Annotated in this window: 12 protein-coding genes; 6 read left to right on the forward strand and 6 right to left on the reverse strand. The window is 52.3% G+C overall.

Translation table 11 applies throughout. The annotated features are described in order from the left end of the window. The first annotated feature begins 6 nt into the window (after window positions 1-6). Window positions 7-294, forward strand: a complete 288-nt coding sequence (locus tag QUE34_RS26005) for a BrnT family toxin (protein WP_103253473.1) — start codon at window positions 7-9, stop codon at window positions 292-294. Then, window positions 281-583, forward strand: a complete 303-nt coding sequence (locus QUE34_RS26010; RefSeq protein WP_000063156.1) for a BrnA antitoxin family protein — start codon at window positions 281-283, stop codon at window positions 581-583. Before QUE34_RS26005 ends, QUE34_RS26010 begins: the two co-directional genes overlap by 14 nt. Window positions 584-616: 33 nt before the next feature. Here QUE34_RS26010 and yjiA read toward each other — a convergent pair whose 3' ends face one another. From yjiA to QUE34_RS26030, 4 genes are all read right to left on the reverse strand, one after another. Continuing rightward, complete coding sequence (gene yjiA / locus QUE34_RS26015) at window positions 617-1,573, reverse strand: GTPase (RefSeq protein ID WP_001295525.1); 957 nt, start codon at window positions 1,571-1,573, stop codon at window positions 617-619. 10 nt (window positions 1,574-1,583) lie between these two features. After that, a complete protein-coding gene (locus tag QUE34_RS26020) occupies window positions 1,584-1,787 on the reverse strand; it encodes a YbdD/YjiX family protein (protein ID WP_000467859.1) in 204 nt (67 codons plus the stop codon). 49 nt (window positions 1,788-1,836) lie between these two features. Beyond that, a complete protein-coding gene (gene btsT / locus QUE34_RS26025; RefSeq protein WP_001314407.1) occupies window positions 1,837-3,987 on the reverse strand; it encodes a pyruvate/proton symporter BtsT in 2,151 nt (716 codons plus the stop codon). Window positions 3,988-4,254: 267 nt separating this feature from the next. Next, entirely contained in the window at window positions 4,255-5,475 is a 1,221-nt protein-coding gene (locus QUE34_RS26030) for an amino acid deaminase (protein WP_000873752.1), read from the reverse strand. Window positions 5,476-5,635: 160 nt separating this feature from the next. On the opposite strand from QUE34_RS26030, the gene QUE34_RS26035 reads away from it, so the two are divergent. The 3 genes from QUE34_RS26035 to QUE34_RS26045 all read left to right on the forward strand — a co-directional run bounded on the left by QUE34_RS26035 (window position 5,636) and on the right by QUE34_RS26045 (window position 9,087). After that, window positions 5,636-7,117: an N-acyl-D-amino-acid deacylase family protein gene (locus QUE34_RS26035; protein WP_502877146.1), complete on the forward strand. Its 1,482-nt coding sequence runs from the start codon at window positions 5,636-5,638 to the stop codon at window positions 7,115-7,117. Window positions 7,118-7,126: 9 nt separating this feature from the next. Next, complete coding sequence (locus tag QUE34_RS26040) at window positions 7,127-7,516, forward strand: RidA family protein (RefSeq protein WP_000023754.1); 390 nt, start codon at window positions 7,127-7,129, stop codon at window positions 7,514-7,516. 101 nt (window positions 7,517-7,617) lie between these two features. Then, the gene (locus QUE34_RS26045) at window positions 7,618-9,087 is read left to right on the forward strand and encodes a sodium:solute symporter family protein (RefSeq protein ID WP_103253474.1); all 1,470 of its coding nucleotides are present in this window, start codon (window positions 7,618-7,620) and stop codon (window positions 9,085-9,087) included. A 9-nt stretch (window positions 9,088-9,096) separates the two neighbouring features. Here QUE34_RS26045 and QUE34_RS26050 read toward each other — a convergent pair whose 3' ends face one another. Further along, window positions 9,097-9,960 (reverse strand): MurR/RpiR family transcriptional regulator, encoded by an 864-nt coding sequence (locus QUE34_RS26050; RefSeq protein ID WP_000331734.1) that lies wholly within the window; start codon window positions 9,958-9,960, stop codon window positions 9,097-9,099. Between the two features lie 181 nt (window positions 9,961-10,141). Here QUE34_RS26050 and tsr point away from each other — a divergent pair, with 181 nt between their 5' ends. Next, window positions 10,142-11,806: a methyl-accepting chemotaxis protein gene (tsr, locus tag QUE34_RS26055; RefSeq protein WP_103253475.1), complete on the forward strand. Its 1,665-nt coding sequence runs from the start codon at window positions 10,142-10,144 to the stop codon at window positions 11,804-11,806. A gap of 47 nt (window positions 11,807-11,853) precedes the next feature. Here the strand turns inward: tsr and QUE34_RS26060 are convergent, their stop codons facing one another. Then, window positions 11,854-13,215, reverse strand: a complete 1,362-nt coding sequence (locus QUE34_RS26060) for an MFS transporter (protein ID WP_000410144.1) — start codon at window positions 13,213-13,215, stop codon at window positions 11,854-11,856. Window positions 13,216-13,231 lie beyond the last annotated feature (16 nt).

Below are 13,231 nucleotides of genomic sequence, written 5' to 3' on the forward strand. Positions count from 1 at the left end.
GCAACTATGCCAATGGAGTTTAAATGGGATGCAAACAAGGCCAAAGGTAATCGGGTGAAACATGGCATCCGCTTTGAAGATGCGGTGTTAGTGTTTGATGATCCACAACATTTGTCACAGCAAGATCGCATAGAAAACGGTGAGTATCGCTGGCAGACAATCGGCCTGGTTTACGGCATCGTGGTTATTCTGGTTGCGCATACCATCCGTTTCGAAAGCGGAAATGAAATTATTCGAATCATCAGAGCACGAAAAGCAGATCGTAAAGAGAGGAATCGCTATGAGCATGGTTAAACATAAACGAGGGACCTCCTCTACACTCGATGTGCAGCATGAGGCCGAACTGAAGGCGCTGGCGAATAAATCCGACGAAGATATTGATTACAGTGATATCCCACCTTCCAGCGATGAGCAATGGTCTAACGCAGAACGCGGTAAGTTTTATCGGCCATTGAAAACTCAGGCTTCGGTGCGTATTGATGCTGATGTGATGGAATGGTTGAAGCGACCAGGTAAAGGCTATCAAACTCGCCTGAACGCAATTTTACGTGAAGCGATGCTGCGCGATCAGAATAAAAAATAATTCAGGCCGCCACATGGCGGCCATCATCTAAAATTACTTCCTCAACCCCGCAAACGCTGCCCGAATCTCATCCTCCGGCAGCTGGATCCCGATAAACACCATTGTGCTATGCGGTTTTTCATCGCCCCACGGGCGGTCCCAGTCGGCGCTGTAGAGGCGCTGGACGCCCTGGAACAGCAGGCGATTTGGTTCGCCGTCAATCCACAGCATCCCTTTGTAACGCAGCAGTTTATCCGCCGACTCCAGCAGCAGGTTTTCCATCACGCGGGAAACTTCGCTGATATCTACTGGGTAATCCAGTTCTACCACAATCGACGAAATATCGTTTTGTTTATCCGCGATAAAGTGGAAACGCGGTTTGGTGCTGACGACGTTTTCTTCCAGCATAAAACCGTTGGTGTTGAACAGCAGGCCCAGATCGATGTCGCCGTGGGTGACGGTGTAGACCGGTGCGCGGGCGTTGATGCGCGCCAGGCGTTCACGCAGTTTTTCTGCTTCGCCTGCGACGTCGGTTTTGGTCAGCAGAATGCGGTCGGCGTAGCCAACCTGTGACTGGGCGATGGTGAACTGGTTCATCTGCTCATCGGCATGTACCGCATCCACCAGCGCAATCACGCCGTCCAGCAGGTAACGCTGGCATAAAATCTCATGGGAGAAAAAGGTCTGAATAATCGGGCCGGGATCGGCCATGCCGGTGCATTCAATGACCAGACGGTCGAACTGAATATTGCCCTTGTCGAGATTATCCAGCAGGTCGAGTAGCGCGTCCTCCAGCTCGTTGGAGCGCGAACAACAGATGCAGCCGTTGGTCAGCGTTTTGATCTGTGTGGCGCGGTCGCCAATCAGTTGATCATCAACGGAGACTTCGCCGAATTCGTTTTCAATCACGGCAATCTTGTAGCCGTGTTGTTCATTAAGAATATGGCGCAGCAGGGTGGTTTTGCCTGCGCCTAAAAAACCGGTGAGTAGGGTAACTGCAATCGGGTTCATGCTCTCTCCATTAACAACAGCGCATACCGCCTTTACCATCGCCGCCGTAGCGTGCGTTCTGGCGTTCGCGGAAGAATTCTTCATAGCTCATGTACGGCTTGTCGGGATGGTTGGTCTTCATATGCTCGACGTAGTTGTCGTAGTCTGGAATGCCAATCAACATCTTCGCCGCCTGGCCGAGATATTTTTTTGCCTGTCCTAAGTTACCAAACATAGTTCACTCTGATAAGAACAAAGCCCCGCCGAAGCGGGGCTAAACACGGTTAGTGGTGCGAAGATATCTTCACGCCGCCTTCCGGGATTGGAACGTACGGTGTTTCTTTGTCAGTACGTTTGTCGCTGTTACGCACCTTCAGCCAGGTTTTGAAACCGTAGAAGATGATGCTGTACACCACAATCAGGAACAGAATACTCAGACCCGCGTTGGTGTAGTTGTTCACAACGATGTGGTTCATGTTGGCAATCTGCTGTGCCGTCAGGTCAGTACCGTTAGCAATCTTCTCTTTGTACTGGCTTGCCATGTAGAAGAAGCCTTCCATCTGCGGGTTGGTGCTGAACAGTTTCAGGCCCAGCGCCCAGGTGGTGCAGATAAGCAGCCATACAGCCGGAACAACAGTCACCCAGATGTATTGGGTGCGCTTCATCTTAATCAGCACAACGGTGCCCAGTACCAGCGCTACGGCTGCCAGCATCTGGTTGGAGATACCGAACAGCGGCCACAGGCTCTTAACGCCGCCCAGCGGATCGACCACGCCCTGATACAGCAGGTAGCCCCACAGACCCACACAGCCCGCAGTACCGATGATACCGGCAACCAGAGAATCGGTTTTTTTCAGGAACGGGATGAAGTTACCCAGCAGGTCTTGCAGCATAAAGCGACCAGAACGGGTACCCGCATCCAGCGCGGTCAGGATGAACAGGGCTTCGAACAGAATGCCGAAGTGATACCAGAAGCCCATGTCAGCCATCGGCAGCACTTTATGGAACACGTGAGCGATACCTACCGCCAGCGTCGGCGCACCACCTGCACGGTTCAGGACAGAAGGCTCACCAATGTCTTTCGCGGTTTGCAGGATCTGCTCTGGCGAAATAACGAAGCCCCAGGAGCTGACAGTCGCTGCCGCGTGTGCGGTAACGTCTTTCAGCTGCGCCATGATGATCGGCGCGTTCTCGCCACCCATTTCATGCAGGTTAGGCATGGTGATGCCAAGGCCCGCAGGCGGGGTATTCATCGCGAAGTAAAGACCCGGTTCGATGATGGACGCAGCAACCAGCGCCATAATCGCCACGAAGGACTCCATCAGCATTGCGCCGTAGCCAATGAAACGCGCGTCGGTTTCGTTAGCCAGCAGTTTCGGCGTCGTACCGGAAGAGATCAGCGCGTGGAAGCCAGATACCGCACCACAGGCGATGGTGATGAACAGGAACGGGAACAGAGCGCCTTTCCACAGCGGGCCAGTACCGTCAATGTACTGGGTCATCGCAGGCATTTTCAGTTCCGGGTTCAGCACCACGATACCCAGCGCCAGGCCGACGATAACGCCGATTTTCAGGAAGGTTGCCAGATAGTCGCGCGGTGCGAGGATCAGCCACACCGGCAGCAGTGCGGAAACAAACGCATAGCCAATCAGTGCGAAGGTAATGGTGGTGTCTTTAAAGGTCAGTGCCGGACCCCAGTACGGATCGTGAGCAATCACGCCACCGAAGTAGATAGAGGCAACCAGCAGCACGATACCAATAACAGAGACTTCACCTACACGCCCCGGACGGATAAAGCGCATGTAGATACCCATAAACAGCGCAATTGGTACGGTTGAGCAAACGGTGAAGACACCCCACGGACTTTCGGCCAGGGCTTTAACCACAATCAGCGCCAGAACGGCGAGGATGATGATCATGATTAAGAAACAGCCAAACAGCGCGATAGTTCCCGGTACTGGCCCCATCTCTTCTTTGATCATCTCACCGAGAGATGCGCCGTTACGGCGAGAGGAGATAAACAGCACCATAAAGTCCTGTACCGCACCGGCCAGCACTACCCCCGCCAGCAGCCACAGCGTACCAGGCAGGTAGCCCATCTGCGCGGCGAGAACCGGACCAACCAGCGGACCCGCACCGGCGATAGCAGCGAAGTGGTGACCAAACAACACGTAACGGTTGGTCGGAACATAGTTCAGACCGTCGTTGTTAATAACCGCAGGCGTCGCGCGCGTGGGGTCGAGTTTCATCACTTTCTGGGCGATGTACAGACTGTAGTAGCGATAAGCCACCAGATACACTGACACAGAGGCGACCACGATCCACAGGGCGCTGACGTGCTCCCCCCGACGTAATGCAACTACCGCGAGGCAGAATGCACCGATGATTCCAAGAATCACCCAGGGTATGTGCTTGAATATCTTTTTAGTATCCATAGTAAAACCTGGCATGTATTGATTAATAGTTGGCCGAAGCCGTTCTAGGTTTGCGTTGCGTTTGAGGAGGTAAATTGACCGCTATCCTGCAGTGATGTTGCCAGAGTTACGCGCGCGTAAAGTAAGGTAAATAACTGAGTGGTTATATTTGGGACGTAAGCGGTCAGGAATGGCGGTGAGCGGTTGGGCAAGAATTATTCGTCGGGTGGATATGTGATTGAGATCACAATAAAAATGCCCCTTCGATAATTAACCGAAGGGGTATTCTTAGAAGAGAGTGTCTAATTCTGCCAGTACGTTGTAGTCGTCATCAGCCAATAACAACGTTTTCCATTTGTCGAAGGTCAGGCACGGATGCGATGTGCCAAACACCAGAATATCCCCCACTTGCACGTCGCTATTAGCTGACAGTTGCAACATGCAGTGCTGATCCATAATGCCTGTACTGCGAATCGCCTGTGGATCAAATGCCAGTGATTTGCCGTTGCGATAGTGGGCGACTGGTTGCGGCAGTCCGGCGTCGAAGGCGCAATCACGCTTACCAAAATTTACCACCGCACGATCAGCTTCCGGCACCGATTGCACCATGGCGACCAGTTCCAGCGCAGATGTGAGATCGCCTGCCAGATCACAGGCCACAGGATCACGGGCAAGCAACTGTTGTTGTGCCGCGTCGTAGATCCCGGTGTCGTGAGTGATGTAGCAGCCAGGGCGAATAACAATGCGGCAGTTATCAGGCTTTTCTGCCGCCAGCCAGATATTGCACACCACGTCATACCAGACCGTGCCTGCTCCGGTGAGAATAAACTCGCCATCAACCAGACTTGCCATATCACAGGCCAGTTGTGCGGCATCCCGCAGCAGTGCTTCTACCTGCGGTTGTGGATCGTCACCGTGTAAAACACCTTCATATAACTCAAGCCCGCGCAGACGTAGCCCTGGTAATTGGGCCGCCTGTTTAGCCAGTGCCAGTGCGGCATCCGTTGAGCGGCAGCCACAGCGTCCGCCGGGGACACCCAACTCAATCATCACGTTCAGTGTCTGTTGCTGACTGGCAAAAAAGGCAGACAAAGCGCGGGCGTTCTCAATGCTGTCGATACAGCAGATAAAATCGACCGTCGGGTAATGTCGTTGCAACTGGGCAATCAACTGCATATTCGCCTTGCCGACCAGCTGGTTAACCATCAGCACTCGCTGAATACCGCTCGCCATTGCCGCACCAGCCTGCCATGCGCTACCGACACCTATTGCCCAGGCACCAGCCGCCTGCTGCGCCTGAAAAATCCACGGCGTCATGGTGGTTTTACCGTGCGGTGCCAGCGAAACGCCGCGCGCGTCAGCATAACGCTGCATCCACGCAATGTTGTTCTCCAGGGCCTGCTTTTTAATGATCGCGGCAGGTAAACAGACATCTTCGGCAAGGAGATTTGCGGGCATTTGCATCAGGGCCGATTTATGGGGAACCAGAGGTTCTGAGTGGTATTTCATAACATTTACCTTTTAAGTTTTTCACCGTATCGGATGTGAGTATCATTTGTAACTAAATGAAATATAAATATTTAGTTTATTTATCTTATAGTTTATGAATAAAAGTATCATAAAATCATCTGGGTTTTGCGTAGTTTTCCACTGTTTTTCATCCTTGTAAATGGTTAACTTGTCACCATTGCAGAAATGGAGTGACGAACAGCAGGTTGACTGGTTAATCAAAAATGTGACCGTTATCGACGGTAGCGGCGGCCCTGAATTTCGCGGTGACGTGGCAATAACAGGTGATCGGATTGTCGATATTGCCCCTGCGCTTAACGTTACGGCGCAGCAGGTCATTGACGGGGAAGGGCGGGTGCTGGCACCAGGGTTTATCGACGTTCATACCCATGACGATATCAACGTTATTCGCATCCCGGAATATCTGCCAAAGATCAGTCAGGGGATCACTACGGTGATTGTCGGTAACTGCGGGATCAGTGCGGCGTCGGCGAAAATGAAAGGTGAAGTTCCTGACCCGATGAATCTGTTGGGGGAAGCAGAGCACTTTATTTATCCTACCGTTGAAAGCTATGCCCAGGCAGTGGAAGCAGCAAGGCCGTCACTGAACGTTGGCACGCTGATTGGTCATACGGCGCTGCGTAATAACCATATGGACGACCTGTTTCGCCCGGCGACGGTGGATGAAATTGCCGCTATGCGTGCCGACTTACGTCTGGCGTTGAGTCAGGGGGCGCTGGGGTTAAGTTCCGGGCTGGCCTATGCAACGGCATTTCAGGCGACTACCGAAGAAGTCATGGCGCTGGCGGAAGAATTAGCAGGTGAGAAGGGCGTTTATACCACCCATCTGCGTTCTGAATTTGAACCGATTCTCGATGCCCTGGATGAGGCGTTTCGTATTGGGCGTCATGGCAAAGTGCCTGTCGTGGTTTCCCACCATAAATGCGCCGGGGCGAAAAACTGGGGGCGGACAAAAGAAACGTTGGCCTTTTTTGACCAAATGCGTCAACACCAGGAAATTGGCTGCGATGTCTACCCATACTCAGCCAGCTCTTCAACGCTGGATCTCAAACAAGTCACCGACGAATTCGATATTGTGATCACCTGGTCACAAACGCATCCGCAGCAGGCCGGGAAAACACTGGCACAAATCGCCATCGACTGGCAGATGAGTATGCTGGAGGCCGCGAAGCTGCTAATGCCTGCCGGGGCTATCTATTACAACATGGACGAGCGCGACGTCCGCAGAGTGTTGAGTTATCCGGTCAGTATGATTGGCTCTGACGGCCTGCCCAATGATCCCATGCCGCATCCACGTTTATGGGGCGCCTTCCCTCGCGTGCTGGGCCACTATTGCCGTGATGAAGGCTTATTCCCACTGACCACGGCTATCCACAAAATGACCGGGCTTTCTGCCAGCCGTTTTCGCTTGCCCCAGCGAGGACTGGTGAAAGTCGGTTATTTTGCGGACCTGGTGTTGTTCGATCCACAAACCATTCGTGATGTTGCCAGCTTTTCTGATCCCAAACGCCCGGCAGATGGCATTGAGGCGGTGATGGTGAACGGCGTTATGAGCTATGGTCGCGATAAACATATTACAGGCCGTGCGGGACGCTTCCTGCGCCGGCAGACCTCACATTAAGGAGTGAATATGAGCATTAAACGTTACGGTACGGAAGGTGGAACAGGCACTGGCGGGCAGCATTTGCCTTTTGCCAGGGCGGTTGAGGCGGGCGGCTGGCTGTACGTCTCCGGGCAAACACCCATGAAAAACGGTGAAGTGGTAGAAGGCGGAATCGTTGAACAGTCACGACTGGCGATCCAAAACTGTGTCGACATCATGACTGAAGCCGGTTATAGCCTGGCGGATGTGGTTCACGTGAAAGTGATCCTGACCGACGCCCGCTATTTCCAGTCATTTAATAAAGTATTCAGAGAATTTTTTGGCGAGAATCCGCCTGCACGTATTTGTTGTGTGGCTGATCTGGTTGTCGATTGTAAAGTCGAAGTCGATGTGACCTGTTATAACGCGACCCGCTAATAAATTTAAGAATTAAAAAACAGACCGCAATTGAGTGCTGAATACATTCAGCACTCCGGGAACTCTTACATTATTCTCTCTCTACTGGCAGGATGTGAATTATGAACAGTCATATCTTTTTAGTCGGCTTTATTATTTATGCCATCGCCATGATTTGGCTTGGTTGGTTTGTTTCTCGTAATCAGAAAAACGGAGAAGATTTTCTGCTGGGCGGGCGTTCGCTGCCGCTGTTTCTGACGCTGGGGTCAACCGTTGCCACGATGGTTGGCACTGGTTCCAGTATGGGCGCAGTGGGCTTTGGCTACAGCAATGGCTGGGCCGGAATGCTTTATGGCGTCGGTGGGGCCGTAGGTATATTACTGGTGGCGTGGCTGTTTGCACCGGTACGTAAATTACGTTTTATGACCATGAGTGAAGAAATATCTTATTATACTGGCGGCAGCCATTTAATTAAAAATATTGTCGGCCTGATGATATTTATTGCCTCTATTGGCTGGCTGGGGGCGCATATATTAGGTGGGAGTATGTATCTTGCCTGGGCAACAGGTATTGATCTTACGGTGGCAAAATTAATTATTGCCTTAGCTTTTGCGATTTACGTTATTATCGGTGGTTATTCGGCGGTAGTGTGGACAGATACTATTCAGGCCCTAATTCTGTTCTTTGGCTTTATATTAATGGCTATTCTTGCCGTTGTTCACGTTGGCGGCTGGAGTGCGATTGAACAGGCGATGGACCCAAAAGCGATGAGCCTGTTTGCGATTGATAAAATGGGCGTGCTGCCTGCGCTTTCGCTGGCGCTGGTTATTGGTGTCGGCGTACTGGCCACACCATCTTATCGCCAGCGTATTTACTCGGGAAAAGACGTTCCCTCTGTACGGCGTTCATTTGTTATTACTGGCGTGTTGTATCTGTTCTTCTCGATTCTGCCTGCCATTATCGGCATGGCGGCGTTCACCATGAACCCGAATCTGGAAAACAGTAACTATGCCTTCTTGTTCGCGACCAGCTTCTTACCCGCCATTCTTGGGCTGGTGGTACTGATTGCCGGGCTTTCTGCCACCATGTCTTCTGCCAGCTCCGATGCCATTGCGGCAGTGGCGATTATGATGCGCGACGTCTACACCATGATTACCGGCAGAATGCCGCCGGAGGACAAGGCCATTACTTACTCACGCTGGATGTTGACCTTTGTTATTGGCCTGGCGCTGGCCTTTGCTCTGACCTCTAATGACATCATCAGCTACATTACCAAAATGATTTCGATGCTGATGTCCGGGCTGTTTATCTGCTCAATCCTCGGTCGCTTCTGGCTACGCTTTAACTGGCAGGGCGCGCTGGCGGCGTTAGTGAGCGGTATGGTGATGTCCATTGTGGTGCTGATGAATGCCGACTGGCTGGCTTACTGGGGTAATCCGTGTATTCCGTCAGTGCTGGGCAGCCTGGTCGCTGGCGTACTGGTGACGTTGGTAACGCCAGCTAGTCAGGTCAGCCGGGAAGAAGCTTTGGCGATTATCACCAATGAGCGTGAAAACCAGAGTGTCGTGATCACCAAACCTGAAGAAGCATAACCGACAGTGCTAATCGCCAAGTGGCTGGCGGTTAGCGCCCCCACGGTGGCTGTCTAACACCAGTTTTATCCGCCGCAGGCGATCTTTCGCCTGCGCTTTATTTGCCATTGCCAGTTCTGTTGCCAGTACATCGACCATGGCTAACATCGCGTAGCGGGAAGGGGTGGGCTTAAAGATGTAATCACTTTCCTGAACCAGTAACGGCAATACCAGATCCACCTGTTCCGCCAGCGGTGTTTGTGCTGGCGTAATGGCAATAACACGCGCGCCATACTGACGGGCGATTGCCGCACTTTCGATGATTTCCGGTGTATAACCGCCCAGCGACAGCACAATCACCACATCCTGCGGCATCACTGCCGAGCACATCATTCTCATCATCAGGGCATCATTCTGACTGACCACTGGTAGCCCCAGACGGAATAAACGGTACTGAATCTCCTGTGAACAGATAGTGGAACCGCCGCCAGTTCCCAATGCAAGAATTTGCCGCGCCTGACTTAACCAGCTTACAGCCTGGCTGATGGCATTCATATCCAGCGAACGACGATGCGTTTCCAGCACGCTAATAATCGCTTCGTAGATCCCCTGAACACCGTCAAGATCCGGTACATCGAGAATAAACCGCTGCCCGACAGCCAGTGACTGCGCCAGTTTTACTTTCAACTCGCGGACATCTTTGCACCCCAGTGCACGGGCAAAACGCGTCACCGACGCCTGACTGGTTTGCGTTAACCGTGCCAGCTCAGCAATTGGCAACTCTACTGCGGCAGAGACGTCATCAAGAATAAATTGTGCGATACGCTTTTCAGTGGCTGTTAACGCCATAAACCGTTCGGTAATGCAGGAGATGATATCGATGCTATAAGCCATAGGAGTATCACTGATTCGAAGAAGATTGATACTTTGTACCATAAACTGCCGCTATAGAGTGTGACCCTCACAAAAAACGCAAGTTTGCTGCAACAAAAGCAGTGCCGACGCTTTTCCACAGCATAAAGTTTTCCACCACCAGGCCGACAACCAGTGTATCTGTCTAGTGGAAAGAGAAACCATGTTAAAACGTATCAAGATCGTGACCAGCTTACTGCTGGTTTTGGCCGTTTTTGGCCTTTTACAACTGACATCAGGCGGTCTGTTCTTTAATGCCTTAAAGAATGACAAAGAAAATTTCACTGTTTTACAAACCATTCGCCAGCAGCAATCCACGCTGAATGGCAGCTGGGTCGCGTTGTTGCAGACGCGTAACACCCTCAACCGCGCGGGTATCCGCTACATGATGGATCAGAACAATATTGGTAGCGGTTCAACCGTTGCCGAGCTGATGCAGAGTGCCAGTATTTCGCTGAAACAGGCGGAAAAAAACTGGGCGGATTACGAAGCATTGCCGCGTGACCCGCGTCAGAGCACCGCCGCAGCGGCAGAGATCAAACGTAATTACGATATTTATCACAATGCGCTGGCGGAACTGATCCAACTGTTAGGTGCAGGCAAAATCAACGAATTCTTTGATCAGCCGACTCAGGGATATCAGGACGGTTTCGAGAAGCAGTATGTGGCTTACATGGAGCAAAACGATCGGCTCTATGATATCGCCGTCAGCGATAATAATGCCTCCTACAGCCAGGCGATGTGGATTCTGGTGGGCGTGATGATCGTCGTACTGGCGGTCATCTTCGCCGTCTGGTTCGGTATTAAAGCCTCGTTGGTAGCGCCAATGAATCGCCTGATTGACAGCATTCGTCATATTGCAGGTGGCGATCTGGTGAAACCGATTGAGGTGGATGGTTCTAATGAGATGGGGCAACTGGCAGAGAGTTTGCGCCATATGCAGGGAGAGCTGATGCGTACCGTCGGTGATGTGCGCAACGGGGCCAATGCTATCTATAGCGGTGCCAGCGAAATCGCCACCGGCAATAACGATCTTTCTTCGCGCACCGAGCAACAGGCCGCTTCGCTGGAAGAGACGGCAGCCAGCATGGAGCAACTGACCGCAACGGTGAAACAGAACGCCGAGAATGCGCGTCAGGCTAGCCATCTGGCATTAAGTGCTTCCGAAACGGCGCAACGTGGCGGCAAAGTGGTTGATAACGTGGTGCAGACCATGCGCGATATCTCCACCAGCTCGCAGAAAATCGCCGATATTATCAGCGTAATTGACGGCATTGCCTTCCAGACCAATATTCTTGCTTTGAACGCGGCGGTTGAAGCAGCGCGTGCGGGTGAGCAAGGGCGCGGTTTTGCGGTGGTTGCGGGAGAAGTGCGTAATCTGGCCCAGCGTAGCGCTCAGGCGGCTCGCGAAATTAAAAGCCTGATTGAAGACTCGGTGGGCAAAGTGGATGTTGGCTCTACGCTGGTCGAAAGCGCCGGGGAAACCATGGCAGAGATTGTCAGCGCTGTGACCCGCGTGACGGACATTATGGGCGAAATTGCTTCGGCTTCTGATGAGCAGAGCCGTGGTATCGATCAGGTTGGCTTAGCAGTAGCTGAGATGGACAGAGTAACCCAACAGAACGCTGCGCTGGTGGAAGAATCTGCCGCCGCCGCCGCCGCGCTGGAGGAGCAGGCCAGTCGCCTGACCGAAGCTGTGGCAGTGTTCCGGATTCAGCAAGAGCAGCAACGCCAGCGCGAAGCATCGGCAGTAGTAAAAACTGTGACGCCAGTAGCGCCGCGCAAAGTGACAGTGGCAGATAGCGGAGAGAACTGGGAAACGTTTTAATCGCCATAAAATGCCCGATAAGCAAAATGTTATCGGGCATAGGGAGATTAATCTTTACGTGGGTCGTTGATCGGCTGACGAACCAGGAAGATGTATGCCAGTGCACCCGCCGCGGTGACGCAACCGCAGATGATTAGCGCCAGACGGAATGAGTGGGTGGTATCGACAATAAAACCAGTAATGATCGGCGCGAAAGAAGCGCAGATGAAGCTGGCAAAGTTTTGGATACTGCCCACCGACGCAGTCATGCGAGAAGCAACTGCGACGTGGATCAAGCCCCAGCAGGATGTTCCGGCAAAGTGAATACAGAACAGTGCCATGCCAATCAGCAGAACCGCTGTCATGGATGTTGTCGCTTGCGGTACGACCAGCGTAAAGGCGGCAGAACAGAACATCCCGGCAATAATGCAGATCTTACGGCTTTTAATCGGAGCCATTCCCCCTTTGACCAGCCAGTCGGTAACGTAACCGTTGACCAGCATCCCGGCAGCCCCAAACAGGAAAGGGATAGCCGCCATCAATCCTGTGCTTTTTAAATCCAGGTTATAGGCTGTTTGCAGGTAACCAGGAAGCCAGGCCAGATACAGCCACGCAGTGTAATTGATGCCACTGAATCCGAGCATCATTCCCCACATTGTGCGGTTACGGAACAGGCTGCGCCATTCAGCAAAACTGAGTGGATCACGGCGGGCATTGACGCTACCGGCATTGAGATAAGCTTGTTCAACGGCAGTCAGTTCTACGTGCTCGCGGTTGCGATAGAGCATATACCAACCGATGGCGAGAAAAATACCCAACACACCAATGGTAATAAACATCCCGCGCCAGCCCATCACCAGCATCATCGCCGCCAGAATCGGTGGGCTTACGGCAACGCCAATGGTAGAAGCTGCGTTGAAGAAGCCCATCGGGCGTCCGCGCTCTTTGATGTTGAACCAGTCGTTAATGACTTTTACACCGCATGGGTTCATTGGTGCTTCACCAATTCCCATACCGATACGCACCAACACGAACTGCGTAAAGCTGTGCACCATGCCAGACATTGCCTGGAACAGTGACCAGAAGAACATCCCCAGTCCCAGCATCAGGCGCGGGCCTTTACGATCCAATAGTGGGCCGCAAGGAAGTTGCGCAATCCCGTAAGCGAGTGAAAACACGGAGAGCAAAGCGCCGATTTCGGTGGCACTTAATCCCAATTCTTCACGAATCGTTAAATTTGCTACCGACAGTGAACTGCGGTCGAGATAATTGATTACCGCCGCAAAAAATAATAACAACATGGCGGTGGTTTGAATGCGTTTAATTCGGGTACTGCGTTGAACTAATCCATCTGGTGGCACGGGAATATCTGCCGACGAAGATGGAGTAAATGAAGAACGCGGATCGAGGGTGATATTTTCTTTTTCCACGCCGGACTCCTGTATT

It is taken from the genome of Escherichia sp. KS167_9B (assembly GCF_030295215.1).
Lineage (GTDB): Bacteria > Pseudomonadota > Gammaproteobacteria > Enterobacterales > Enterobacteriaceae > Escherichia > Escherichia coli_F.